This is a genomic window from Haloglomus irregulare, assembly GCF_007421925.1.
GTDB classification, from domain to species: Archaea; Halobacteriota; Halobacteria; order Halobacteriales; family Haloarculaceae; genus Haloglomus; species Haloglomus irregulare.
In genome coordinates this window covers 171,848-196,137 of sequence record NZ_QMDX01000001.1, presented here as the reverse complement: position 1 = coordinate 196,137, position 24,290 = coordinate 171,848, and the positions used below count along the sequence as shown (strand labels likewise).

Annotated in this window: 24 protein-coding genes; 17 read left to right on the top strand and 7 right to left on the bottom strand. The window is 69.4% G+C overall.

Features of this window, described 5'->3' with window-relative positions; translation table 11 throughout:
• The first annotated feature begins 71 nt into the window (after positions 1 to 71).
• On the top strand, positions 72 to 608 hold the full coding sequence (locus DP107_RS01155) for a hypothetical protein (RefSeq protein WP_144260295.1): 537 nt from the start codon (positions 72 to 74) through the stop codon (positions 606 to 608).
• Between the two features lie 411 nt (positions 609 to 1,019).
• Here DP107_RS01155 and DP107_RS01150 read toward each other — a convergent pair whose 3' ends face one another.
• Both DP107_RS01150 and DP107_RS01145 read right to left on the bottom strand, forming a co-directional pair.
• A complete protein-coding gene (locus tag DP107_RS01150) occupies positions 1,020 to 1,466 on the bottom strand; it encodes a hypothetical protein (protein ID WP_238330733.1) in 447 nt (148 codons plus the stop codon).
• A 538-nt stretch (positions 1,467 to 2,004) separates the two neighbouring features.
• Positions 2,005 to 4,740 (bottom strand): AAA domain-containing protein, encoded by a 2,736-nt coding sequence (locus tag DP107_RS01145; RefSeq protein ID WP_144260293.1) that lies wholly within the window; start codon positions 4,738 to 4,740, stop codon positions 2,005 to 2,007.
• 109 nt (positions 4,741 to 4,849) lie between these two features.
• Between DP107_RS01145 and DP107_RS01140 the strand changes: the two genes are divergently transcribed.
• Together DP107_RS01140 and DP107_RS01135 are read left to right on the top strand one after the other, a co-directional pair.
• Positions 4,850 to 5,401: a hypothetical protein gene (locus tag DP107_RS01140; protein ID WP_144260292.1), complete on the top strand. Its 552-nt coding sequence runs from the start codon at positions 4,850 to 4,852 to the stop codon at positions 5,399 to 5,401.
• A 219-nt stretch (positions 5,402 to 5,620) separates the two neighbouring features.
• The gene (locus DP107_RS01135; protein WP_144260291.1) at positions 5,621 to 6,193 is read left to right on the top strand and encodes a GNAT family N-acetyltransferase; all 573 of its coding nucleotides are present in this window, start codon (positions 5,621 to 5,623) and stop codon (positions 6,191 to 6,193) included.
• Positions 6,194 to 6,438: 245 nt separating this feature from the next.
• Here the strand turns inward: DP107_RS01135 and aroC are convergent, their stop codons facing one another.
• Positions 6,439 to 7,677: a chorismate synthase gene (aroC, locus tag DP107_RS01130; RefSeq protein WP_144260290.1), complete on the bottom strand. Its 1,239-nt coding sequence runs from the start codon at positions 7,675 to 7,677 to the stop codon at positions 6,439 to 6,441.
• Between the two features lie 145 nt (positions 7,678 to 7,822).
• Between aroC and DP107_RS01125 the strand changes: the two genes are divergently transcribed.
• A complete protein-coding gene (locus DP107_RS01125; RefSeq protein WP_144260289.1) occupies positions 7,823 to 8,548 on the top strand; it encodes a fumarylacetoacetate hydrolase family protein in 726 nt (241 codons plus the stop codon).
• 49 nt (positions 8,549 to 8,597) lie between these two features.
• Here the strand turns inward: DP107_RS01125 and DP107_RS01120 are convergent, their stop codons facing one another.
• Complete coding sequence (locus tag DP107_RS01120; RefSeq protein ID WP_144260288.1) at positions 8,598 to 9,017, bottom strand: universal stress protein; 420 nt, start codon at positions 9,015 to 9,017, stop codon at positions 8,598 to 8,600.
• Positions 9,018 to 9,117: 100 nt separating this feature from the next.
• On the opposite strand from DP107_RS01120, the gene DP107_RS01115 reads away from it, so the two are divergent.
• The 10 genes from DP107_RS01115 (at position 9,118) to DP107_RS01070 (ending at position 18,760) form a co-directional block, all read left to right on the top strand.
• Positions 9,118 to 9,474 carry a winged helix-turn-helix domain-containing protein gene (locus DP107_RS01115; protein WP_144260287.1) on the top strand — a complete coding sequence of 119 codons (357 nt, stop codon included), beginning with the start codon at positions 9,118 to 9,120 and terminating at the stop codon, positions 9,472 to 9,474.
• Between the two features lie 69 nt (positions 9,475 to 9,543).
• Entirely contained in the window at positions 9,544 to 9,837 is a 294-nt protein-coding gene (locus tag DP107_RS01110; protein ID WP_144260286.1) for a DUF7521 family protein, read from the top strand.
• Between the two features lie 193 nt (positions 9,838 to 10,030).
• A complete protein-coding gene (locus tag DP107_RS01105; protein ID WP_144260285.1) occupies positions 10,031 to 10,939 on the top strand; it encodes a 1,4-dihydroxy-2-naphthoyl-CoA synthase in 909 nt (302 codons plus the stop codon).
• Positions 10,940 to 11,011: 72 nt separating this feature from the next.
• Positions 11,012 to 12,268: a sensor histidine kinase gene (locus DP107_RS01100; RefSeq protein WP_144260284.1), complete on the top strand. Its 1,257-nt coding sequence runs from the start codon at positions 11,012 to 11,014 to the stop codon at positions 12,266 to 12,268.
• A 58-nt stretch (positions 12,269 to 12,326) separates the two neighbouring features.
• Positions 12,327 to 13,328 (top strand): PLP-dependent cysteine synthase family protein, encoded by a 1,002-nt coding sequence (locus DP107_RS01095; protein ID WP_144260283.1) that lies wholly within the window; start codon positions 12,327 to 12,329, stop codon positions 13,326 to 13,328.
• A gap of 69 nt (positions 13,329 to 13,397) precedes the next feature.
• Entirely contained in the window at positions 13,398 to 13,847 is a 450-nt protein-coding gene (locus tag DP107_RS01090) for a hypothetical protein (protein ID WP_144260282.1), read from the top strand.
• 134 nt (positions 13,848 to 13,981) lie between these two features.
• The gene (locus tag DP107_RS01085; RefSeq protein ID WP_144260281.1) at positions 13,982 to 14,596 is read left to right on the top strand and encodes a HalX domain-containing protein; all 615 of its coding nucleotides are present in this window, start codon (positions 13,982 to 13,984) and stop codon (positions 14,594 to 14,596) included.
• A gap of 218 nt (positions 14,597 to 14,814) precedes the next feature.
• Positions 14,815 to 17,070, top strand: coding sequence for a PKD domain-containing protein (locus DP107_RS01080; protein WP_144260280.1), 2,256 nt, complete (start codon positions 14,815 to 14,817; stop codon positions 17,068 to 17,070).
• A gap of 132 nt (positions 17,071 to 17,202) precedes the next feature.
• Positions 17,203 to 17,715 (top strand): CAP domain-containing protein, encoded by a 513-nt coding sequence (locus DP107_RS01075; RefSeq protein ID WP_238330732.1) that lies wholly within the window; start codon positions 17,203 to 17,205, stop codon positions 17,713 to 17,715.
• Entirely contained in the window at positions 17,708 to 18,760 is a 1,053-nt protein-coding gene (locus DP107_RS01070) for a hypothetical protein (RefSeq protein WP_144260278.1), read from the top strand. Before DP107_RS01075 ends, DP107_RS01070 begins: the two co-directional genes overlap by 8 nt.
• A gap of 30 nt (positions 18,761 to 18,790) precedes the next feature.
• Here the strand turns inward: DP107_RS01070 and moaA are convergent, their stop codons facing one another.
• Positions 18,791 to 19,768, bottom strand: coding sequence for a GTP 3',8-cyclase MoaA (gene moaA / locus DP107_RS01065; RefSeq protein ID WP_144260277.1), 978 nt, complete (start codon positions 19,766 to 19,768; stop codon positions 18,791 to 18,793).
• A 132-nt stretch (positions 19,769 to 19,900) separates the two neighbouring features.
• Between moaA and DP107_RS01060 the strand changes: the two genes are divergently transcribed.
• Positions 19,901 to 21,046 carry a DUF7351 domain-containing protein gene (locus DP107_RS01060; protein WP_185977119.1) on the top strand — a complete coding sequence of 382 codons (1,146 nt, stop codon included), beginning with the start codon at positions 19,901 to 19,903 and terminating at the stop codon, positions 21,044 to 21,046.
• A 27-nt stretch (positions 21,047 to 21,073) separates the two neighbouring features.
• Here the strand turns inward: DP107_RS01060 and psmA are convergent, their stop codons facing one another.
• Positions 21,074 to 21,814, bottom strand: a complete 741-nt coding sequence (psmA, locus tag DP107_RS01055; protein ID WP_144260276.1) for an archaeal proteasome endopeptidase complex subunit alpha — start codon at positions 21,812 to 21,814, stop codon at positions 21,074 to 21,076.
• Positions 21,811 to 22,572 carry a proteasome subunit beta gene (locus DP107_RS01050; RefSeq protein ID WP_144260275.1) on the bottom strand — a complete coding sequence of 254 codons (762 nt, stop codon included), beginning with the start codon at positions 22,570 to 22,572 and terminating at the stop codon, positions 21,811 to 21,813. The genes psmA and DP107_RS01050 overlap by 4 nt, the downstream gene beginning before the upstream one ends.
• 279 nt (positions 22,573 to 22,851) lie before the next feature.
• Between DP107_RS01050 and DP107_RS01045 the strand changes: the two genes are divergently transcribed.
• Together DP107_RS01045 and DP107_RS01040 are read left to right on the top strand one after the other, a co-directional pair.
• Positions 22,852 to 23,910, top strand: a complete 1,059-nt coding sequence (locus DP107_RS01045; RefSeq protein WP_144260274.1) for an Mrp/NBP35 family ATP-binding protein — start codon at positions 22,852 to 22,854, stop codon at positions 23,908 to 23,910.
• Positions 23,907 to 24,173: a hypothetical protein gene (locus DP107_RS01040; RefSeq protein ID WP_144260273.1), complete on the top strand. Its 267-nt coding sequence runs from the start codon at positions 23,907 to 23,909 to the stop codon at positions 24,171 to 24,173. Before DP107_RS01045 ends, DP107_RS01040 begins: the two co-directional genes overlap by 4 nt.
• Positions 24,174 to 24,290: the final 117 nt, after the last annotated feature.

Below are 24,290 nucleotides of genomic sequence, written 5' to 3'. Positions count from 1 at the left end.
ATCCCACATGAAGACAGTTAGCCGGTTGGTCTGGACTGATGGCTATGCAGCGGAGGCGATACCTCCGTGCCGTGGGAGGCGGTCTCGGTGCCGTCTCACTCTCCGGGTGTGCGGAACTCGTTCCGGGGGAGGGTCAAACCCCGGCGTATCCGGGTGGGACACTGGTCGTTGAGAACACGGGCGACGCTCCCGTCCGAGTCTCCGTCGATACCGAACTGGATCAGTACGACGCCACAGCCGACACCGACGTCTCCGGGGGTCACACGGTCGTCCGTCGTGAGCTCGTTACCGCCGAGCAGGGTGACGTCGTAACGCTCCAGGCTCAACTCGGGGGAACCGGGGACCGGATCTCGTTCCAGTTCCTCCCCACAGGTGGGGAGACTGCCCCGCCAGAGGTCGCACGGCTCACCTTCGAGAACGCTGTCGGGGCGAGTGCGATGTGGACCGCAACGGAGGGCAGATACGGCTCGGATCTACTGCTCGCCTCCGTGTACGCGTACTCATACGCTGGTTCGCCAGAATCCCACCCGCGTAAGTACCGGCGTGAGCCGGTCACCCCGTGGACGAGAGCGTACCGAGCGTCCTCAGCCCTGCAACGAGTGCGATGAGCCCGCCGGTAACACCGATAACTGCCGGGACGGGGCCATCGGCGTAATCCGAGACGGTGTATGCGATATCAGCGATTCCGATGACACCGATCCCGAGGAGGAATACGGTGACCAGTAGCCAGCGCCTGACGGACCGAAGTAGCGAGTCCCGACTGGAGGGCATCACCGGGCATGTCTCCATGACCGGCTTGGTTCCTCCGATTCCGGGACGGACGCCGGCCACGTGACCGCCCCGCTGTATCAATTTTTCGACGCGCCCGTCGGTCACTCACGACCCGTCTCAACGGAGCCGTCTCCACGATTCCGTACGTTCAGCACGTGTACCGGACGTGCCCGCACTCGACTCCGCGGCGTGATACGTGCTGCTCTGAATCCGTCCGATCACGTACCGATATCCGTTCGAGACCCGGCTCAGAGCGCGTCGATGTACTTCTGCGCGAACGCGCCAGCAGCGAACCCTGCCGCTGCCACGGCGAGTCCGACAGTGGCAAGCACCAGCAAGCCATCGGGCTGGACGACGTAGGCCACACGGTCGATGAGTGGACGGGGGGAGATATCCGTCGCCCATTCCACCTGCATCCCAAGGAGCGGAAGGGAGGAGAGCGCCCACCCGGCGACCAGCCCCTTTCGACCGTATCCCGCCCAGAACGCGGCCGTTCCTCCGACGATGGCGGCGTGGAACGGAAGCAGGACGACGCCGCCCGAGTGGTAGAAGACGCCGAACTCGTACGCCAGGAACGTCACGGCGAAGAGAGCGAGCGCCAGTGCGGTCAGGGACCCCCAGCGACGTCCGCCCCGGGGGGAGCCGAGCAGCAGGGTACGGAGTGTCGCTCGGAGGCCCTCCCCTCTCGGGGGCACGCTCTCCCCGCGTTCGTTGCTCCTCATAGACGGTCCATCCACGGGAGCTCGTATAAACCCGTCAGAGGGACAACGTCCGACTGTAGTGACGCTCAGCGCCCGACGGTAGCGTCAGCGGAGCGCCCCGCAGCGTCGTGCGACGTGGCTCATCCGAGGATAGCGTAGCCGAAACGGCCAGCTACCACTTGCTGGATACGGGGGGTCCCGTTCAGACGCGGCCGAACGGGCGGGGACGGCGGTATCCCCCCCCCCCTATGCCAGAGAGCGACCACCTCACGGTCCGGCTTCGCAGTAGGAGTACAACACCTGAGAACCGATCCCGGCCGTCTATGACGGCGGCTCGGAGTGCGTGTTCGACATCGATTCGGTCGCGGCCGGGGACCCGCCCGGGACTGCCTGTGCAGCGGTCCAGGTCGGGAGAAGGCCGATTCCCATCCTCGAGTGTTATGAATACTGCGAGGGCCCGCCATGCGAGCGCAACCTCGGCGAGGGCGGGAACAGTGACCGTCAGATCGGACTACCACCGGCTGATAGCTCGCTACCCCTCCGCCCAGCGGAGCAGCCGCCGGTAGAACGCGTCGGACTCCAGGGCGTCCCGGTCCCCGACCAGCGCGACCGCCTTCTTCGCCCGCGTCAGCGCCACGTTCATCCGCCGGTGGTCCTCGAAGACGGGACTCTCGACGGTTCCGGTGGCGACGACGGAGACGACGATGACCTCCTTGGCCGACCCCTGGAACCGGTCGACGGTGTCGACGGTCACGCCGGTCCCGTCGAGGCGCTTGCCGATCTCGGCGACCTGCGCCCGGAACGGCGCGATGACGCCGATATCCGCGGCCGCGACGCCGGCGTCGAGATACGACCGGACGGCGTCGGCCACGGCGTCGGCCTCCGCCGGATTGGTGTTCCCGACCTGCCGCCCGTCCGGGTCGACGAACGAGACGGCATCCCGTAGCGACTCCGGCAGCCGCCCCGGGTTGACGCCGGGCAGGTCGCCGAGCCGCTGGCCCGCCACCTCGGGGGTGGCCGGACGCAACTCGCCGTCGTAGAACTCCTCGGAGGCGAACCACTGCACCCGCTGGCTCATCCGGTACTGGCGGGTCAACATGACGCCCGCGTCCGGGTGGGCCTCGATGAGGCGCTCGAACAGCGACTCCCGCAAATCGTTTTCCGCGCGCACGACCGGCGGCAGCTGCTGGTGGTCCCCGACGAGGACGAACCGGTCGGCGCGGTTGGTCGCGAGGAAGGTGCCGGGCTCGGTGAGCTGGCCGGCCTCGTCGACGACGGCCACGTCGAACTCGCGGGACTTCACCGCCCGCGAGCCACAGGAGGCGGTCGTCGCCGCGACGACGGGCGCCTCCCGCAGGTCCCCGGCGACCCGGTCGGGGTCGCCCGTCTCGTCGAGCAGGTGCTCGTGCATGTCCGCGCGGACGCCGGACTCCGAGCCGACCCGGAGGACGTCCTCGAACCCCTGCTCGCGGAGCGCCTCGAGCGCGTTGTCGACCGCTCTGTTCGTGAACGCCGACAGCAGCACGCGCTCGCCCCGCTCGACCAGCGCCCGCACCAGCGTCGCCAGGGTGTAGGTCTTGCCCGTCCCCGGGGGCCCGTGGACCAGCGCGAAGTCCTCGGCGTTCAGCGCGAGATTGACAGCCTCGTCCTGGGCGGCGTTGTTGTCGATGTAAGTCCCGTGCTCGTCCCGGAACGCGGGCTCGCGCCGGCCGAACAGCACGTCCTTGCGCTCCTCGTCGCCGGCGAGGATGGCATCGTGCAGCGCGTTCAGCTGCCGGTCGACCGTCAGCTCGGAGGGGTAGACGTCGAGCCGGCGGACGTCCAGCGGCTCGTCCGCGGTGAGCACGACCGCGTCGTCGGCGCCGCCGAGCGACTCGACGCGCGCGAGTTCGGCCTTCGTCCGGGTGGGGTGGCCCTCGCTCGCGAGCACGAGGTCGCCCTCGCGGATCTTCGAGACGGCCTCGCCGGGACGATGCGCCCGCAGCACCCAGCGGCCGTCGGCGCGGCGCTCGCGGCCCGCCGGTTCGAGGTCGACCAGCGCGCGGTCGTCGTCGGCCCGCTCCCGGGCGGACTGCTCCCAGAGCTTGCGGTACTCGCGGTGGACCTCCCGTCGCTCCGCCTCGATGGCGCGGTAGAAGCGGTCGAAGTAGGCCTGCTCCTCGTCGGGGACGGCGATGCCGGGGATGGCGCCGGCCTTGGCCTCCTGTTCCAGCCGGCCGGCGACGGCCATACACGGGTCCTGCTCGAAGCAGTACTCGCACTTGGCCTCGGCCTCGTACCCCGTCGGGACCGAGTGGTCGTGCTCCATCGCGGCGAGATGGTTGCGCTCCCGGAGGACGTACTCCGCGAAGCCCCGGCCGATGGAGAAGTCCTTCGCCGGCGAGAGGTCGCCGGACGCCTCGGACCGGTCGAGCGCCGCGTTCTTCGTGTAGATGAGCGTCCCCGTGTCCGGGATGGCCGCGGCCGTCTCGCCCCCGCCATCGATGGGGGCGTCGGCCGCGCCACCGTCGGCCGCGGGCGCCCCGGCGTCGGCGAACTCGCCGAGCAGCAGCGCGTAGCACGCCGCCTGCACCTTGTCCTGGAACCGGGGCTCGCCCTTCGTGTTCTTGCCCGTCTTCAGCTCGACCGGCGCGCCCCGGCGGACGGCGTCGGCCCGGCCCTTGATGCCGAACGTCTCCGAGATGAGCGTCTGCTCCGAGCGCCAGCTGTCGGTCTCGGTCAACGTCCCCTGCTGGAGCCAGGCCTCGATGGCGGCCGCGTTCGCGCGGACCTCCTCGGCGACCTCGTCGGCGTCCAGCCCCAGTAGGCCGATGTCCAGCGCGGCGTCGGCGACCCGGTTCTCGACGGCCTCGTCCAAATCCCCGCCCCGGAGCAGGTCGCCGAACACCTCGTGGACGACCGTCCCCTTCACCACGGGGTACTTCAGCGGGACCCCCTGGAGCTTGTTCAGGTAGTACATCCGGGGACACTGGACCCACGCCCGGATACCCGTCACGTCGACGAGGAAATCCGGCTCCACGACCACCCACGAGGTCGGCGTGGTCGCGTACTGGGTCTCGCCCTGCCACTCGTCCGTCTCGACGTCGGTCACGAGCAGCTCCATCCCCGGCTCGAGGTAGTCCGCCGACTCGGCCCACTTGCGCCAGAGCGTCACCTGCGTCGGCGCGCCCGCACCCCGCTCCGGCCGGACCGTCACCTCCGCGAGTTCGGTCCCGCCACTGACCGTTCGCGTCTCGCCGACATCGACGACCGGGCCACGGACGTTCACAGGGGTCCCTGTGCCGTCGGGGGAAAGAGCGTATCGGTCAGCCACACCTCGGGCCCCGTGACCGCCCGCGGGCGACACGCTCTTGAGCCCGACGGCCGGATGCGCCCACATGCGCGCTCGCGACCGGCAGGACATCGTCGAGGAGGTGGTCGAGTCGAACGCCGACCCGGCCGGCTGGCGCGCCATCGCCGGCGACCGCCGTGACGGTCTCGGCGAGGACCTCTTCCTCGGCCACCCCGACGCGGGGGTGTTCCAGCTCAAGACCTACGCCCGGACCCCGTTCGACGTACAGGGCGTCGGCGGCGAGGTGGCCCGGCGCATCGACGACGACCTCGACCCGCTGTTCCCCGACGAGGATGACGGCGGCCGGTTCGGCGTCCAGTCGGCCCCCGAGGACGAGGACGCCGAGACGGAGGTCGCCGAGGAACTGGAAGCGGTCATCGAGACCCACGCCGACGCGCCGACGACCGGCGACGCGCTGTTCGCCGACGTGATGGAGGCGCTTGACGCCCCCGCCTTCGGCCCGATGGAGTACGAGTTCGACGACCGGCCCGACGAACTCGACGACCTCTCGGACGTCTTCGAGGCGGCCGACGAACTGCTCTCGACGGAGCTCGACGACCTCATCGAGGCCGACGGCGTGGGCCGCGGGTTCCACTGAACGAGGGCCCGTCCCACCAGCTCGTTCCTGTTATCGGTATCTTACCTCGTGTGTGGCGTATAATAGGGCAAAAATGTCCAAAATCGACTTGTAGTGAGTATTATAGATATATGTGGGTCGGTGTCGAAGAACCGCCCGCCCGGCCCGGGACGGGCCCGCCGAACCCACTGCCGACACCACCGACGCCACATCTATGCGACCGCCAACCCAACACGAGCCATGTCCTTCCTGTGCGGTGAGCGGGTCGAGCTGGAACCGCTGGACCCGGACGACGGGACCCACGTCGAGGCGTACCGAGAGACGCGGAACCTGCAGCCGATGCGCGAGACCGGCGGCTACGAGGCCGGCCTGACGGCCGCGGAGGCCCGCGACCGCATCCGCGAGCGGCGCGGGACGGAGGGGGCCATCTGCGCGATACGCGCCGAGGGGACGGTCCAGGGCTGGGCGGGGGTCGCGCTGCACGACGACCGGGCGCGCGAGGGCGAGGTCAGCTACTACGTCCTGCCGGGCGGCCAGGGGAAGGGGTACGCCACCGACGCCGTCCGGACGCTGGCGGCGTTCGCGTTCGACTCGCTGAACGCCCACTCGCTCGTGGGCCGTGTCCGCGCGGACAACGACCCGAGCCGCCGCGTCGTCGAGAAGGCCGACTTCACCCACGAGGGGACGCGCCGGGAGTCGCTCTACACGGACGGGACGTACCACGACGTCGCCATCTACGGGCTGCTCCGCGAGGAGTTCGAGGCGGCCCGAGCCCCGGACGACGCGGAGGAGGGGGCGGACGAGCAGGACTGACCCGAACGGCGCCTGAAGCCTCATGCCCGCCCGGCACGGGAGGACGGACCTGCGACGGCGGGCGTCCGCGGCGGCTGCTCCGGGCAACGGGACCGTGGCCCGGCGGGTCCTCCGACGGGTCGATTTCCGGGCCGGCAGCCGGCGCTTCCGCTTCGACGGCGACCGGTTCCGGGCGACGGTCGGGTCCACACGCCGGAGCCGTGACCCGGACGGGAGCCGGAACGACCGCCCCCGGGTCGGGGTAGTCAGTCGTCGTCCTGGTCCACGACCTCGGCGCTGGTGGCGGCGTCGTCGGGGTCGTTCCGCGGCGAGGAGGGGTGGTAGTCGGTCTCGTACTCGCCGGGACGGCCGTCGACCCGGTCGGGGTTGATGCGGCCGGCCAGCAGCATGAAGTCGAGCACCGTACAGTGCAGCATCGCCTCGACGACGGGCACGGCTCGCGGCGGGAGCGAGGGGTCGTGGCGGCCGACGACCTGCACCTGTTTTTGTTCCTCCGTCTCCCAGTCGTAGGTGGTCTGCTCCTTCGGGATGCTGGTCGGCGCGTGCCAGGTCATCTCGCCGTAGATGGGCTCGCCGGTGGTGATGCCGCCCTGGAGCCCCCCGTGGTCGTTGCCGACGGGGACGGGGTCGCCCGCCTCGGCGACGACGTCCTCCGGTGCGTCCTCGGCCCCCATCCGGGTCCAGTCCTCGTTCCGGTCGATGCCCCGGACGGACGCGGCCTCGCGTCCGAGGCCGAACTCGAAGGCCGTCGTCGCCGGAACGGACAGCATGGCCTGTCCGAGCCGCGCCGGGAACGAGTCGAACCGGGGCGCACCCAGCCCCCGCGGCACCCCGCGCATCTCGAACTCGATGACGCCGCCGATCGAGTCGCCCTCCTCCTGGTAGCGGTCGATGGCCTCACGCATCTCCTCGGCGGTCTCCGGGTGGGCACAGCGCACCTCGTTCTCCTCGGTGTGTTCGAGCATCTCCTCGAAGCTCACCTCCGGCGCCCGGATGTCGCCGATCTGGTTGACGTGGGCCTTGATCCGCACGTCGTGGTCGCTCGCCGCCAGGACCGCCTTCGCGACGGCGCCCGCGGCGACCCAGTTCACCGTCTCCCGGGCCGAGGAGCGCCCGCCGCCGCCCCAGTTCCGAGTGCCGAACTTCGTCGAGTAGGTGTAGTCGCCGTGGCTCGGCCGCGGGGCCGTCACGAACGGCTCGTACTTCCCCGAGCGGGCGTCCTTGTTCTGGATCACCATCCCGACCGGCGTCCCGGTGGTGTAGCCGTCCTGCACGCCGGACTTGATCGACACCTCGTCGGGTTCGCCCCGGGAGGTCGTGATCATCGACTGGCCGGGCTTGCGCCGGTCGAGCTCGCGCTGGACCGTCTCCTCGTCGATGGGGACGCCCGCGGGACAGCCGGAGACGGTGCAGCCCATCGCCTCGCCGTGGCTCTCGCCGAACGTCGTGAACCGGAAGAGCCGGCCGAACTCGTTGCCGTTCATTGGTATCGTTTGTGTGGTGGTCGCATTTAGGTGGTGCGTTCCGGGCAGGACTGGACCGCCCGGAGGGTGGCGTCGGTGGCGGGTTCGCACCCGCCGGCGAGCCGGAACCGACAGGTTCCTACCGCCGACGGCCGCGCACCCCGTCATGCCCAAGCTAGCGCGCATCGAGACGGACGCGGGCGTCGAGCGCGGCGAGTACGAGGATGGCGTGGTCACGGTCGACTCGGGGACGTACGACGTGGCGACCGACGAGGCGACGCTGCGTGCGCCCTGCGAGCCGTCGGTGTTCTACTGCGTCGGCCGCAACTTCGGCGAGAAGGTCGAGCAGATGGACTACGAGATCCCCGACGAGCCCGACTTCTTCATCAAGCCGCCCGTCTCGCTGCACCCGCCCGAGCAGCCAATCCCGTACCCCGCTTTCTCCTCGGAGCTGACCTACGCCGGCGAGCTGGCGGCGGTCATCGGCGAGCGCTGCACGCACGTCGCCGAGGACGCGGTCGACGACGTGATCGAGGGGTACACGATACTCAACGACCTGGACTGCCTGGACCAGGAGCGCCGCACGGCGCGGAAGGCGTTCGACGCGAGCGGCCCGCTCGGACCCGTCGTCGACACGGACGTCGACCCCGTGGGTCTGGAGATGGAGACCCACATCAACGGGGAGCGCCGCCAGCACGACAACACCGAGAACATGTTCATCGGGCCGCGCGAGGTGGTGGCGTTCATCTCCGAGCGGTTCACCCTGACGCCCGGCGACGTGGTCTCCTTCGGCTCGCCGGCCAACCCCGGCCTCGTCGAGCCGGGCGACGAGATCGAAATCCGGTACGAGGGCATCGGGACGCTGCGGAACACGGTCGGCGCGCGCGACTAGCCCCGGCCGGGCCGGGGGTGCGTGCAACCGCAGCGTGGCCCCCGCCCCCCTACCGCACCACCAGCACCGGCCTGTCGGCCCCGTTCACGACCCGCTCGGCCGTCGAGCCCATGTTGATCCGTTTCTCGCGCCCCTCGCGGCCGTGTGTGCCGACGACGATGAGGCCCACGTCCACGTCGGCCGCGCAGGCGAGCACCTCGCGGAAGGGGACGCCGTCGCGGACATCCGTCTCGACGTGGACCCCACTGGCGCTCGCGGTCCCGGCGGCGTCGTCGACGGCCGTCTGTGCGCGCTCGCGCAGTTCCGCCCGAGTGTCGTCGGTGTCGTCGGCCGCGAGCGCGATGCGCTCGTCGGCGACCGAGAGGGCGTGCAGCGTGGCGCCGTGGGCGTCGGCGGTCGTGACGGCGTGGTCGAGCGCGGCGCCGGCGGCCTCGCTGCCGTCGGTCGCGAGCAGGATGGCGTCGTACATGTCCCGGCGGAGGCAGTGGGGATACTTGAAACCGCCCCCGACGCCGCGCCGGCGGGGGGGTGGCAGAAAAGCCTTTGACCTGCCCCTCCGACCTCCGCGTGTGGATGAAGAGCGCAGTATCGAGGAGATACTGAACACGATCGGCGATGAACACGCCAGAAGGGTCCTCGCGGCCATCAGCCGGAACCCCCGCTCGGCGAAGGAGTTGGCCGGCGAGTGCGACCTCTCGCTGCCGACCATCTACCGGCGGCTAGAGCTACTTCAGGAGCACGAACTCATCACCGAGCGGACGGCGGTCGCGGAGGACGGCAACCACTACAACATCTACGAGTGTAACTTCGACTCTACCGTCATCAGCTTAGAGGACGAGGAGTACAAGATGCGCATCTACCGGGAGGAGAACCTCCCAGACCGGTTCGGCAAGCTCTGGGACGAACTCGGCGCCGAGTCCGAGTGACGGGGCGGCTCCCGAGTCGGAAACCGACCGGGTGGTTTTTTGACCCGGTGGGACGCCTCCACAGTAAGGATGGTCGACGTGTTGCAGGGGGTGCTCATCCTCATGCGGCTGATACTGTTCGGGCTCTCGCTGGGACTGACCGTCATCAGTTTCCAGTCCTACCAGCGCCGGCAGTCCCAGCGGCTCCAGTACGCCTTCATCGGCTTCGCCTTCATCAGCATGGGCGTGGCCGTCACCAACCTCACCACGCAGATCGGCACCACGGGCGCGGCTGCCGGCTCGGAACTGGTCTACCTGCAGGTCGCCGAGACGGTCCCGTTCATCGTCGGGTTCCTGATGATCTACCTCTCGCTCTACCGCTGAGCGCATCCTGTGGGACGCCTCGAGTACCGCCATGTGGGTGAAATCGGTCGAACGGGCGACGGACTGCATCCGAGACACTGGCTCGTCGTGGCTATCCGCCGGACATCCCCGACACCGCTCGGTCTCGCGTCGCGCTCCCAGCCCGAATCGCCGCCGTCCGGGCGTTTTTGCCCCGTCCCGGCGAGACACCGGTATGTCCGTCTCCGAGACGTTCGACCCCGACGCATGGGAACCGGTCGACGGGTTCGACTTCCGCGACCTGACCTACCACCGGGGGACCGACGTGCCGGCCGTCCGGATCGCCTTCGACCGGCCCGCCAAGCGCAACGCCTTCCGCCCGGAGACCGTCGACGAGCTCTACACCGCGCTCGACGACGCCAAACGCCGGACGGACATCGGCTGCGTGGTCCTCACGGGGAACGGCCCCTCCCCGAAGGACGGCGGGCGCTCGTTCTGCTCGGGCGGCGACCAGGCCATCCGCGGTGACGCCGGCTACGAGTACACCGCCGGCGAGGACCCCGCTCCCGACGGCGGTGGTGGCCAGCAGGCACCCAGACTCCATATTCTGGAGGTGCAGCGGCTCATCCGGCATCTCCCGAAGCCCGTGCTCTGTGTGGTGCCGGGCTGGGCGGTCGGCGGCGGCCACTCGCTGCACGTGGTCTGTGACATGACGCTCGCGAGCGCGGAGCACGCCAAGTTCCTCCAGACGGACCCCGACGTGGCGAGCTTCGACGCCGGCTTCGGGTCGGCCTACCTCGCCAACCAGGTCGGCCACAAGAAGGCCCGCGAGGTGTTCTTCCTCGGGAAGACCTACTCCGCCGAGGAGGCCGTCGAGATGGGGATGGCGAACGCGGCGGTCCCTCACGACGAGCTGGAGGACGTGGCTCTGGAGTGGGCCGCCGAGATGACGAGCAAATCGCCGATGGCGATGCGGATGCTGAAGTACGCGTTCAATATGGACACGGACGGGCTGGTGGGCCAGCAGGTGTTCGCGGGCGAGGCGACGCGGCTGGGGTACATGACTGACGAGGCCGCCGAGGGCCGGGACGCGTTCAACGAGGGTCGTGACCCGGACTTCTCCGAGTTCCCCTGGCACTACTGAGCCGCTCGTCCCGACCGTTCGTCGCCGTCCGGCCACAGGTATCAAGTGGCGGGCTGGAATGAGAATCACGCAATGGGGGCTCGTTCCGAGCCGACGGAGTCGGCGAGCGACGTCGGTTCCGAACCGGTCGACACCCTCCGCGTCCGGGGTCCCTCGCTTCTCATACTCGCGTTCGGCATCGGGTTGCTGGCGACGACGGTCTGGAACTTCCTCCGCGAGCAGCGGACGCTGGCCGTCGAGTTGCCGCCGCTGGCCGCGGCGCTGATCGGGCTCTCGCTGTCGACCGGGCTGCTCTATGCCGGCGTCCGGCTCTCGCGGTCCGGGTTCGACCGCGGCGAGCGGTGGCGCGTGGCCCAGGTGACGCTCGCCGGCGGCGCGGTGTTCACGGGTATCATCACGCTGACAATGATCATCCGTGCGGCCGAGGGCCGGGTGATCGCGGAGGCGCTGTTCGTCCTGTTCACGGCGGCGGGCGGCGGCGGTATCGCGGGGGCGATCATCGGGGCACTGTACGCCCGCCAGCGCCGCGACGCCCGGGTCGCCGAGTACGCCCGCGAGGAGGCCGAACGCGCCCGCGAGGAGGCCGAGGCCAACCGCCAGCAACTGGTAGTGGCCCAGGAGGAGGCCGAGCGACTCCTCGAGGAGGCCCGCGAGACGAACGAGGACCTGAGGCTCATCAACCGCGTGCTCCGCCACGACATCAACAACAGCGTGATGATCATCGAGTCGCGGGCGGGGTTCCTCCGCGACGACTTCGACGGTGCCGGGACGGTCGCCGACATGGATGACCGGGCACCGGAGTTCCTCGAGACCATCGAGGCCCAGGCCGAGGAGATCGGGCGGGAGGTCGAGCGTACGGGCGCAGTCATCGACACCATCATCGACGAGGAGCCGGACCTCCGGGGGATGGACCTCGGCGCGGCGCTACGTGCGCAGGCCGAGACGGTCCGACAGTCGTTCGACGCGACGGTGACGGTCGAGGGGCTCCCCGACGGCGGTGGCCCGCAGGTCGTGGCCAACGAGATCCTCTCGGACGTGCTCGGCAACGTCCTGACCAACGCCGTCGCCCACCACGACGGTGCCACCCCGGGCATCCGGGTGACGGTCACGTCCGGTGAGGACCGCGTGACCGTCCGCGTCGCCGACGACGGGCCGGGCGTGCCGGACGAGCGGAAGGAGCGGGTCTTCTACCGCGGGGAGTCAAGCGGCGAGGGCGGGTTCGGCCTCTTCTTCGTCGACCGGATGATGGAGCAGTACGACGGCGATGTCCGCGTCGAGGACGCCGACCTGGGCGGCGCGGCGTTCGTGTTCGAGTTCCGTCGCGCCTGACCGCCCGCGATGGGCGGCTCCGTCGGGTTCAAACCCCGCCGTCTCGAAGCCGCAGCCAATGGACCAGGGTATCCTGCGGACGCTCAGGTCACCGCTCGTGCAGGTCGAAGCGCCGCCCGGGAGCGTGGTCGCCGCCAAGATCGAATCGCGCAACCCCGGCGGGAGCGCCAAGGACCGCCCCGCGGTCGCGATGGTGGAGGCCGCCGAGCGCGACGGCGACCTGGAGCCGGGCGACCGCATCGTCGAGCCGACGTCGGGCAACACCGGCATCGGCATCGCGCTCGTCGCCGCGGCGAAGGGGTACGACGCGACGCTCGTCATGCCGGCCTCGAAATCACCCGAGCGTCGGCAGGTGATGCGGGCGTACGGCGCCGATATCGAACTCGTCGAGGGGGACATCTCCGCGGCCAAGGACCGCGCCGACGAGCTCGAGGCCGAGGCGGGCGCCGTCCAACTCCAGCAGTTCGACAACCCGGCCAACCCCGAGGCCCACTACCGGACGACCGGGCCGGAGATCCTGGATCAGGTCGGGGACGCGGAGATCGACGCCCTGGTTGCCGGCATCGGCACCGGGGGCACCATCACCGGGGTCGGCCGGCGGCTCCGCGAGGCGTTCCCCGACATGGAGGTCATCGGCGTCGAGCCGGCCGAGAACGCCGTCCTCAGTGGTGGCGAGCCCGGCGACGACGACTTCCAGGGGATGGGTCCCGGCTTCGTGAGTCCGAACCTCGACACCGACCTCCTGGACGGAGTGGAGACGGTCGACATCGACAGCGCGGAGGCGGAGGTCCGCCGACTCGCCTGTGAGGAGGGCATCCTGGTCGGCCAGTCCTCGGCCGCGTCGAACCTCGCGGCCAGGCGGGTCGCCCGCCGACTCGCCGACGACGGCCCCCACGCGGGCGGCGACTGCCCGACCCCCGACAACCAGACGCGGCTGCTGTCGGACGAGCCGGCCGACGAGGGGGTCGCGGTCCCCGAGGACTGCCCGCTCGTCGTCACCGTCTACTGGGACTCCGGGGAGCGGTACGTCTCGACCGGGCTGTTCGACCGCGAGGACTGAGTCCATGGAGGGGGGGTCGGCGCCGCCGCGAACGCGGGACCTTTGCCGCCGTAGCCCCTCCACCCGGGCATGTACACGGGCAAGACGGGACAACCCTGCTGCCTCTGCGGTCGCGAGGAGACGACGGCCCGCATCGAGATTCCCCCGCGCGCGGTCCAGCTGCTCGATAACTCCGGTCCCATCGCCTGGCGCGACATCGAGGGCGACGTCTCGCTGCACTTCTGTGAGTCCGACTGGGAGACCGTCACCGACGTCGTGCTGGACGCGGGGATGAGCCCGCTGCCACGGTGCAACGTCGCCCACGCCTCGTTCGTCCTCCGGGAGGACTTCGAGGCGCTGCTGAACGACGTTCGGGACGAGCCGGACCAGCGCCCGCTGGAGCAGGAGATGCGGACCGATGCCGAAACGGTCGTCACCGAGTACGACGACGACGACGCGCTCCACGACGAGCGCGACCTCGTGGAGGCCCGCATCGTCCGCATGGCGTTCGACGAACTGGAACGGGACGCGACTGCCTGACTGTTCGTTAAACAAAAATCAGCCCCGAAACCCCGGCAAACTACCAGTTGACCTGTTGTTTAGAAGATTATACAGTTGTCTGACGCAAGAACTATGCAATATCCGGGTGTCCGTCCCTCATACGGGGGCTGCTCATGCCGAATGGTGACCGCGCGACCGTCCTGGTCGTCGATGACGAGCCCGACATCGTTGACCGGCAGGCCACACGGCTGGAGAGCACCTTCCGGGTCCATCGTGCCTACGGCGGCCGAGAGGCCCTGGCCGAATTCGACGGGGCGGTCGACGTCGCGCTCCTGGGCCGGCGGATGCCGGATCTGTCCGGCGACGAGGTGCTCTCGCGGTTCCGCGAGGCGGGCCACGACTGCCGCGCGGTGATGCTGATCGGCGTGGGGCCCTCCCCCGATATCGCCGAGACGGGGTTCGACGACTACCTCCGGAAACCCGTCGACGAGGACGCCCTGTTCGACTGCGTCGAGAGCCTGCTCGCCAGGCGGACGTACGACACCGTCCTGCGGGAGTTCTACTCCGTCGCCCGTCGCACCGCCCTCATAGAGACCGAACACGGCGCCGCCGAGCTGGCAGACCACGGCGCCTACCGGCGACTCGTCGAGCGGCGCAGGGAGCTCCAGGACCGGCTGGATGACGCTGTTGATGACCTCCGGGAGATGGAACGGTTCGCCGTCGCCATCGGCGAGGCCATCCCCGACTCGGAGGATCCTGGCAGCGGGCCCCGCGCCGACAGCGACTGATGCCGCCCGGATCAGGCCCCGAGCCCCAGCACCATGCGTGTCTCGCCGGCCACCTCGGCCATGATGCCGATTCTCGGCGGCAACAGTCCCCCATGGTTCGCCCCTGTTCGCACTGTGCGGTACCGGTCTAAACGCTATTAGCTACTGTTCGGAGTTCTGATCAGGCGCTGAATCACGTAATTTTATGTACTGGTCTGGGTAAATCCAATACAAGGAAGATGAACGGAAGCACTCTCCGACCAGCGTGGCTCCTCGTGGTGGTGCTGGCGGCGGCGCTCGGCACCGGCGGGGTCGTGGCCGCCGGTGAGGCACCGCTCGCCGATGCCGGCCTCGACCAACAGGTCTCCCGGAACGCGACGGTCCTCCTCGACGCCGCCGGGTCCCGTGACCCGGACGGTGCCGTCCGAACGTACCGCTGGAGCATCGAGACGCCGGCCGGACTGACCGTCCGACCCGCGAACGCCAGCGCGGCGCGGACGAGCTTCGCGGCCCGCCAGCCCGGCCGCTACGAGGCGACTGTGACCGTCTGGGACGACGACGGCCACTCGGCCTCGGACACGCTCTACGTCGACGTGGCGTCCGGCGGTCCGCCCCCGTCCGCCCCCGCCCCGGATACGAGCCCCCCGTCAGGTCCGGAGAGGCCGTCCGAGCCGACACCGACCGGGAGTTCGGACTCGGCCGGGACGACAACAACGTCCTCCACTGGCCCCGGCTCCGGGTCAGTCCCAGCCTGCCCCGACGGCGAGCGGTACCTCCGGCCGTTGGGCCAGTGCGGTGGCGTCACCGACCAGCCGCCGACCATCACCATCAGCGGCCCGACCGTCGTGGCGCCGGGGTCGAGCCACACCTTCGAGGCCGACGCGCGAGACTACCCGGACGGTATCGACCGCGTCGAGTGGGCCGGTGGCGAGACGGGGACCATTGTCCTCCGACAGTTCCCCGACGCGGCGACCGAGCGCACGCTCCGCGCGACCGTCCACGACGGCGAGGGGAACACGCGGACCGCCCGGCATACCGTCTACGTCGGGAGCCAGGACCTACCACCCGAAACGACGGTGTCGGTCTCCGGTACCAGCTGTGTCGGGGAGCCGGTGAGGTTAGACGGCACGACCACGCCACGGGCCGGTGACCGTATCGAGCGGACCTGGTGGACCGGTGGCGACGCCAGTTTCACTCCGGGTGAACCCGGCGTCTACTCGCGCACGTTCCACGCTGCCGACGACGACGGCCAGAAGAGCACGGCTACCGGGCAGATTCGTGTGGAAGAGTGTGAAAGGACAAAAATCCGTGAGTCTGAAATTGGAAGACCGACAGAGACTGACCGAGTGATCATCATCGGCTCGGACACAAACGTCCAAGCAACCAGTGACGTACGGGGCTTGACACGAGAGACGTACGGCGAGGACGCAGAACGTATGGGTGGTGGGTTCGTCGGAAGCGTCGCCGACGCGGGAGAGGGATTCGTCCACATCGCCCGGAACTCCGGTGAGACCGTGGCAGGACAGGAGGAGCGAGTGTTACGCCGAGAGCGTGTCGACGAATCGACCGCGCGGCGCGCAGTGCGAACGAGCCAGGGTGAATACGGCAGGGTCGAAACCGCTCCCGACGAGTCACCGTCGGAGTTGCTGTTCACCGATGATCGGGCACTGACCGACCCCACCGTTGTCGACGGGGTCGACCCGGATGCGGACCGGTACGTTGTCGTGGTCAAGCAGGACTCCAGACAGGACATCGTGAACCGGTTCCGGAACGGCCCCGAGGACGTCGATAGTGAGGCCGCGCCGATCGAGTCATCCGAGCAGTCCATCGCTCCTGCTCCGGCTGAACGCTCCGAGAGCGGTGGCACTCCCCTCGATACCATCGATCCGGTGACGGAGGTTGGAGCGTCGGCCGCCGACCGTGCGGAGAACGTCTACTACGAGGGCCTGACGCTCAGGGATCGACTGCTCGACGATGGCACCTCCGTCGAGGATGCCTCCGATATCCTCGGGGACCGGGCAGAGGACGCGCTTGAGGGTACCTCAGCAGGGACGACCTCGGCCCCCGATTCGGACGACAGTTCGACGGGGTCATCTGAGGAGAGCAAGCCCGAACCCGCCGGTGGAGAGGCTAGCTCCGTGACCGATGGGAGCGCACCCGACGGCGTGGATGCCAGCAGTTCAGTCGGGTCCAGTGCTCGGCAGACCTCCTCGCGAGAGGGACCACCGAGCGATAGCAGCGACGGACCCGCGGATACAGTAATGGATGCTGTAGATGCGCTGAACCCGCTCTCCGACTTGGAATCCGGCGCCGATGACTCCACATCCAGCGATGGTTCGAGCGACGATGGTACGGACGGACCCTCGTGGAACATCCCCGATTCAGCCAGTGGCACAGACGACAGCTCCGAGTCGGATACGGCCAGTTCTTCGGGTTCCGGCAGTTCGAACGGCCCCGATATCAGCCCCGGTTCCGACTCCGCATGGGACCTGTAAATATGGATTCCGCGTGATCATCGAATGAACAGACGACGACTGCTCCTCGGAATCGCCGGATCATCGATTCCGCTCACCGGTTGTAGTGGAATCGGCGACACTGGCTCCACGCCGTCTCCTACACCGAAACCGATGACCGATTTCGTTGCCAGCGAACATACCGAGGTCGACGAGGTCGTCCCGTACGAGCTGGCGATCCATGAGGAGACCAATCGGGTACGGGAGAGTCGGGGGCTCGAGACAGTTGCCTATGACCCACAGATTGCCTACGTGTCAAGAAAGTATAGTCAAAAATTAGCTGACTTAGACGAGGTAAAGCACAATATCGGCGGAAGTAGTTCAGAACGGATGGAAGCTTTTGACATATACTGCACAGATATTTCAGAGAATCTGTACATGTCAGATATAACACAAAAAGGAGCGAAATCAATATCTGGTGACATGATGGCTACATTCGCCACGAATTATTGGCTCGCTTCCGAAGAAGGCCATCGCGAGAACCTCCTCAGCGACGAGTGGGCATACGAGGGAATCGGCGTCTACGTGACCGCCGACGCCCGGGTGTACGTGACACAGACGTTCACGGCGCGGGACTGCGACGGTCCGGGGGACCCGCCGCGGTACGGCGAGGGATACGATGGATAGGCGGTCGTTCGTGGTCGCGGCCGCGGCCTTCATCGCCGGATGTGGAGGCACGACCGACGACGGGGACGAACCCACATCGAGGACGGGGACGACGGACGCACCGACGTTCACCACGCCATCGGCGAGTCCGAGCCCCACACCGCGGCCGGGGGCGGTCAAAGCGGCGATCGAGGAGTCTCGAAGCCAACTGGCCGACGCACTCGGGGCTATCGAGGCCGCCGAGGTCGTCGAGGACGACGGCCCGGGCATATACAGTGAGGACGGGTCACCGGGCTACTCCGAGGGCCTGAGTGCGGCCGAGGAGCGGACCGTCGCCGCGCGAGAGCGACTGGAAGCGGTGAGCAGCGATGCGACCGGAGAGCAGGCAGCGACCGTCGAGCGACTGCTGCGGCTCTCGCTGTACCTGCGGGCGAAACGGTTCGTCCATCGGGGCCTGCTGAACGCGTTCATCGACTACGAACTCGGTGTCGGGAGCCTGCAACAGCGTCCCGGCGAGGCAGCCGAGACCCTGCAACAGGGGGCCGAGCGCTTCGGACGGGCGAACGAACTCCGTGCGCGTGCTCGGGCACGGTTGGAGGAGGTCAGGGAGACGGAGGGGCCGGTCGCCGTCGACGGGTTCGAACTGCCGACCGAGCGCGACGGACTAAGGGCTGCCGGACGCATCGTCGGTCGGTTCCGTCCCTCGGCGGCGGGGTTCGCCACCTTCGGGTTGACATTACGGTCGCTGTCCCGGGCCGAGGAGCGTCACCGAGACGATGGGGATCACGAGGGCGCACGTTCGGCCTTCCAGGCGGCTGTGTCCAACGCGGCGGAGGGCGCTCCCTCGCTCAGAACGGCCGCCCGGCGCGGTATCGCGACGGACGCCGAGCACCGGGAGTTCGCCTGTCGCCTGTCGGAGCTCGAGGGCGGAGCGCGGGCCGGCGCCGACGCGATGGGAGCGTTCGCGGCCGGCGACGAGTCGAGAGGGAAGGACCTCTACCAGCAGTATCGGTCGGTGATCGAGAACGTGACCGACATCTGTGCCGAGGCGGCCGAAGGCGACTGACCGGACCGCACTGGAGCGGCTGTCGTCCGCTCAGGCGCCGATGTACTCCTCGTTGATCACCCAGTCACCGTCGTCGTCCCGTATCATGTACTCGCCGTAGTACGGGACGCGGTCCTCGACGGTCTCGCGGAGGGTCTCCCGGATGTCGGGCTTCGTCATCTCGCCCATCGGCTTCAGGTCGTCGTTGCGGTTGAGACAGCCCTTGAGATAACCCTCGTGCGTGACCCGCACCCGATGGCAGTTGGCGCAGAACTCCTCGTTGCCAACGGGGTCGACGATCTCGACCATCCCCTCGCCGTCGCCGTCGTCGTCGGGGACCCAGTAGCGGCGCCGGTCGTGCATCTCGCGGTGTTCGATGCGGTCGGCCTGCTCCTCGAGCCAGCCGTGGACGCGGTCGATGTCGACGGCCCACTCGGGGCGGCCGGCGAGCTCGGGCATGTACTCGATGAGCTGGAGCTGGAGCCCCTCGTTGGCGGCGACGTGGTCGACCATCTCCGGGACGTAGCCCGCGGTCTGTTCGAAGACGACCATGTTCAGCTTCACCGGCGTCAGCCCGGCGTCGACGGCGGCTTGCACACCCTCCAGCACAGCGTCGTACTGTGTGCTCTGGGTGACATCCTCGAACGCGGTCGGGTCGAGCGCGTCCTGTGAGACGTTCACCCGGTCGAGCCCGGCCTCGCAGAGTGCCTCCGCCCGCCCGGGGAGGAAGGTCCCGTTGGTGGTGAGCGAGGTCTCCATGCCGTCCGGTGCGCGGCGGACGATCTCCTCCAGGTCCTCGCGGAGCATCGGCTCGCCGCCAGTGAACTTCACCTTCCCCACGCCGAACTCGGCGACGACCTCGAGGAAGCGAACGACGTCGTCGGTCCCCATCTCGTCGTCGGCGGGCTCCATCGGCCCACGGGTGTCGCCGAGCCCCTCGTTGTGGCAGTAGACGCAGTCGAAGTTACAGCGATCGGTCAGTGACACCCGGACCCCTGTCAGCTCCCGCCCGAAACCGTCCACTAACATACCCGCCAGTTCGTCCGGAGATGTTTAACGATACGGCTAGACAACGCCCGAGCGTAACTGTTCGAGGTTACGCCACCGGTGGCGATTGCGGGTGCCGGGTGGCTTAACCGCGTTCCCGACCAATCAGGTGTAATGAGTGACGCCCCGTCGGCCCCAGCCAGCGACGCCAGGGCCGAAGCGGAGGAGTCGGTGGCAAGCGATACCTTCGGTGCGCTCGGCAGCGAGACGCGGATGGGAATCGTGCGGACGCTGTTCGAGGCCGAACGCGACGAGGGCGCCCCGGCGACGCGCCCGTTCTCGGCGCTGTTCGAGGCGAGCGACGAGGAGACGACTGCCGGGTTCGCCTACCACCTCCGCCAGCTCCCGGACACCTATCTGGAGAAGGTCGCGCTCGACGACACGGACCGTGACGCCGGCTCCGACGCGAGCACGGACGATTTCGAGGGGTACCGGCTGACCGCCGCGGGGCGTCGTGTCGCGCGAGCCGTCGTGTCGGGGGCGCTCACGGAGAGCGTCGACCGCGACCCGGTCGAACTGGATGCGCCCTGTCCCTTCTGTGCGGCGTCGGCGCTGCAGGCGGCCGGCGACGACACCGTCCTGACGGTGGGTTGCACCGGCTGCGAGCGCGAGGTGCTCGCGCTGCCGTTCCCACCGGCGGGCTACCGGACCCACGACGACAGCGCGCTCCCGGGGGCGGTCGACCGCTACCACCGCGGGCGCATCACCACCATGGCCGGCGGCACCTGCCCGGAGTGTGGCGGTTCCGCGGAGACGGTGGCCGAACTCCCCGACCGGCCGGCCGAGGGCGACGGGAACGCTGCGGCCAAGGATGAGGATGACGTCGCGGCTCCCGCCGCCCGCGCCCGGATGACCTGCGGGGCCTGTGGCTACCGGCTCCGCTGTCCGGTGACGCTGACGGTGCTCGACGAACCGGCGGTCGTCTCGACGTTTCACGCGGCCGGCATCGACCTCTCGAAGCGGCCGCTCTGGAACGTCGGTCCGGAGTGGCGCGAGCGCGTCGTCTCGACGGACCCGCTCGCCGTCCGGGTGAGTGCGGCGGTCGGCGGCGAGGCGGTCGCCTGCTTCGTCGCGGGTGACCTCTCCGTGCTCCACACCGACCGCACGTCGCTCGATGACGACCCTGACGGCGACGGGGAACCGCCCCGGGCCGAGGACGCGAGCGAGCCGCTCGAACACGGGAACGGGTCCACCGAATCGGAAACCGAGGTTCGCGGGGAGACGGGCGCGAGCGTCGAGGCGGACGCCGCGACCGCCTGAGTTGGGAACGAGCGCCGCGGTAGGTCTCTACTCCTCGTCCAGCAGTCCGTTCTCGTCGAGGTGGTCGGCGATCTCCGAGCGCTCGAGCGTCTCGAAGCTGCCGGTCTCGACGGGGATGGTCGCCGCGCTCATGCCCTCCGGGGTGAGGCCGCCGTCGGCGGTGGCGGCGAGCGCATCGAACGCCAACTGGAGCCCGTCGTCGACCGTCTCGACCTCGGGGTAGTTCGCCTCGAGTTCGTCCTGTGCCTCGCGCTGGTTGCCGCCGACCGCGACGGCCTTCCACTCGTAGGGAGTGCCCGACGGATCGGTCTCGAACAGGCGGGGGGAGCCGTCCTCGTCCACGCCGCCGATGAGGAGCGCACAGCCGAAGGGCCGCGCGCCGCCGGTCTGGGTGAACTCCTGGATGTTGTCGGTGATGGCCTTTGTGAGCGTCTCCACGTCGACGGCCTCGCCGTAGCGGAGCCGCTCGACCTGGGCGCGCCGGCGGGACAGATCGACGAGCTGGCGCGCGTCCGCCGCGTGACCGGCGGTCGCGATACCGAGGTGTTCGTCGGCCTTGTGGATCTTCTCGACGCTCTCGGCGACCTGCAGTGAGGAGCGCAGGCGGCCGTCGGCGGCGAGCACGACGCCCTCCGGCGTGCGGACACCGACTGCCGCGGTCCCGCGTTTCACGGCCTCACGCGCGTACTCCACCTGGTAGAGCCGGCCGTCCGGCGAGAAGATGGTGATACCGCGGTCGTACGCCTGCTGTTGGCTGTTCTGCATTATTGGATATCTCCGGTCGCCCCGTTCATGAGGGCACCGGTCCCGTCACGCCTCTCCGTCTCTACGCCGTCGCTCGTCACCCGCGCCACGACAACACCGTTGCCCGAAGCGGTGTCACGCTCGCTGGCCGCCAGCACCGCATCGACCGCCGTCGGGACGACCGCCTCGATATCGGCGTCGGGGTCGTACTCGCGCTCCAGCGCCCCGGTCGCGACCGTCATCCCGCTGCCGGTCGCGGCGTAGGCCGACTCCTCGATTCGGCCGCCGGCGCCGTCGAGCTGGTAGAGGTGTGGCTCGGCGCCCTCCGTGCCGGGGTCGACGCCGCCGAGCAGCGGGCTCACCGGCAGGCCACGCAGCAGGCCGCTCGCGACGCTGGAGAGTGCCTCCATGCTCATCCGCCGGTCGCGGCGGGTCCGGTAGAGGTCGCTCTCCGCGCGGAGCTGCTTGATGTATGCCTGCGCGGCCCCGACCGAGCCGGCGATGGTGAGCGCCGCCGTCGGGTGGACCTGCTCGACCTTGACCACGTCCTTGTTCGAGACGAACCGGCCGCCGAGCGAGGCCCGCCGGTCGGTCGCGAGGACGACGCCGTCGGCCGCCACCAGCCCGACCGTCGTCGTGCCGGTGCTGTACTCGGCGGCTCCGTCGCCGGCGACCCCGTGGTCCCCGTCGGCGAAGCCGTCCTGAAGGCCCGCGCCCGTCTCGAACCGGTCGCCGGTCGGCGACCCGTCCGCCCCGAGCGTCGGGCGGTCGTTGGGATTCATACGACCGATACTCGGGGCGGGATGGGGATACGTGCTCGCTAAAATTTCCCGTAGCCGAACGTCTCTCGAAAACTCGGACCGTCCGAGCCGGACGGGTCGGCCGCGGGAGGCGGAGATCGTCGGCCTGTCGCTCGGGGGGCCTCTCCCTGGGAGCCGTCGAGGCCGGCGGGGCCCCCTGGCTATGGCCGGTATCCGCGGTGGTGCTCGGCCCCTTCGACCCGGGGGACGCCCGTCCGGGCGTCACAATCCTTATCGCTCGCAGGGCGCCTATCCTCGGTAATGGTAGACAGGGACGCCGTTCTCGACGCGCTGCGGACGGTACAGGACCCCGACCTGGGCGACGACATCGTCTCGCTGGGGCTGGTCAACGACGTGACCGTGGGCGACGCCATCGAGGTGGACCTCGCGCTGGGGGCGCCGTACTCCCCGACGGAGACCGGCGTCGCCGAGGACGTCCGCGGGGCGCTGTCGGGCTTCGGCCTGTCGGTCGAGCTGTCGGCGAGCGTCGACCGCGGGGTCGCGCCGGAGGACCAGATCCTCCCGGGGGTGAAGAACGTCATCGCCGTCGCCTCCGGCAAGGGTGGCGTCGGCAAGTCGACCGTCGCGGTCAATCTGGCGGCCGGGCTCGCGGACCGCGGCGCCCGTGTCGGCCTGTTCGATGCCGACGTGTACGGCCCGAACGTGCCCCGCATGCTCGACGCCGGGGAGCAGCCCAAGGCGACCCAGGACGAGACGATGGTCCCCCCCGAGCAGTACGGGATGAAGCTGATGTCGATGGACTTCCTGCTGGGCGAGGACGACCCCGTCATCTGGCGGGGCCCGATGGTCCACAAGATCATCACCCAGCTGTGGGAGGACGTCGAGTGGGGGGCGCTGGACTACATGATCGTCGACCTGCCGCCGGGGACCGGGGACACCCAGCTGACGATGCTGCAATCGGTGCCGGTGTCGGGCGCGGTCATCGTCACGACCCCGCAGGAGGTCGCGCTGGACGACGCCCGGAAGGGGCTGCGCATGTTCGGCAAGCACGACACGCCCGTTCTGGGCATCGTCGAGAACATGGCCGGCTTCCGCTGCCCGGACTGCGGGAGCACGCACGACATCTTCGGGTCCGGCGGCGGCGAGCGGTTCGCCGAGGAGAACGACATGCCGTTTCTGGGGAGCGTCCCGCTTGACCCTGCCGTCCGCGAGGGTGGCGACGCCGGGGAGCCGGTCGTGCTCGACGACGACAGCGAGACCGGGGAGTCGTTCCGCGGGTTCGTCCGGACGGCCGCGAACATGCAGGGAATCGTCCACCGGCGCCGCGAGCAGGGGGCGGCGCGCACGCCGGAGCAGTGAGCGACGACGCGACCGCCGGTCCGGGGGGCGAGGGCGGGACGGGAACGCCTGAGGACGACCCCGAACGGGCGGCGCTCATCCGCGAGGTGGCCCGGGACGTTCGGGGCGAGAGCGACGAGTCCGAGCGGGTGGCTGCCGTCCTGTTCCGGGTGTCGGACCTGTACGACCCGGGCGAGGAGACGGACTCCGGATCCATCTACCGGAACATGCGAACCATCCTGCAGGTGAGCGAGCGCGGGACGCTCGCACGCGACCGGGACTGACCACGACGCCGAGACGGCCCCGGAGCGTCGGGACACGTCCTGGCACACCGGAACGGCATCACTACGTTTTTATGCACCTGCACGGTAGTTCCGGACGCAAACACTGTAGCGGGTGCT

Coding starts and splice junctions, on each gene's coding strand:
- DP107_RS01135 (WP_144260291.1), top strand. CDS start 5,621: ATGTCCTTCCTGTGCGGTGAGCGGGTCGAGCTGGAACCGCTGGACCCG.
- DP107_RS01105 (WP_144260285.1), top strand. CDS start 10,031: ATGTCCGTCTCCGAGACGTTCGACCCCGACGCATGGGAACCGGTCGAC.
- DP107_RS01060 (WP_185977119.1), top strand. CDS start 19,901: ATGAGTGACGCCCCGTCGGCCCCAGCCAGCGACGCCAGGGCCGAAGCG.
- DP107_RS01095 (WP_144260283.1), top strand. CDS start 12,327: ATGGACCAGGGTATCCTGCGGACGCTCAGGTCACCGCTCGTGCAGGTC.
- moaA (WP_144260277.1), bottom strand. CDS start 19,768: ATGTTAGTGGACGGTTTCGGGCGGGAGCTGACAGGGGTCCGGGTGTCA.
- DP107_RS01120 (WP_144260288.1), bottom strand. CDS start 9,017: ATGTACGACGCCATCCTGCTCGCGACCGACGGCAGCGAGGCCGCCGGC.
- DP107_RS01125 (WP_144260289.1), top strand. CDS start 7,823: ATGCCCAAGCTAGCGCGCATCGAGACGGACGCGGGCGTCGAGCGCGGC.
- DP107_RS01140 (WP_144260292.1), top strand. CDS start 4,850: ATGCGCGCTCGCGACCGGCAGGACATCGTCGAGGAGGTGGTCGAGTCG.
- aroC (WP_144260290.1), bottom strand. CDS start 7,677: ATGAACGGCAACGAGTTCGGCCGGCTCTTCCGGTTCACGACGTTCGGC.
- DP107_RS01080 (WP_144260280.1), top strand. CDS start 14,815: ATGAACGGAAGCACTCTCCGACCAGCGTGGCTCCTCGTGGTGGTGCTG.
- DP107_RS01075 (WP_238330732.1), top strand. CDS start 17,203: ATGACCGATTTCGTTGCCAGCGAACATACCGAGGTCGACGAGGTCGTC.
- DP107_RS01110 (WP_144260286.1), top strand. CDS start 9,544: ATGGTCGACGTGTTGCAGGGGGTGCTCATCCTCATGCGGCTGATACTG.
- DP107_RS01070 (WP_144260278.1), top strand. CDS start 17,708: ATGGATAGGCGGTCGTTCGTGGTCGCGGCCGCGGCCTTCATCGCCGGA.
- DP107_RS01100 (WP_144260284.1), top strand. CDS start 11,012: ATGGGGGCTCGTTCCGAGCCGACGGAGTCGGCGAGCGACGTCGGTTCC.
- DP107_RS01085 (WP_144260281.1), top strand. CDS start 13,982: ATGCCGAATGGTGACCGCGCGACCGTCCTGGTCGTCGATGACGAGCCC.
- DP107_RS01090 (WP_144260282.1), top strand. CDS start 13,398: ATGTACACGGGCAAGACGGGACAACCCTGCTGCCTCTGCGGTCGCGAG.
- DP107_RS01050 (WP_144260275.1), bottom strand. CDS start 22,572: ATGAATCCCAACGACCGCCCGACGCTCGGGGCGGACGGGTCGCCGACC.
- DP107_RS01045 (WP_144260274.1), top strand. CDS start 22,852: ATGGTAGACAGGGACGCCGTTCTCGACGCGCTGCGGACGGTACAGGAC.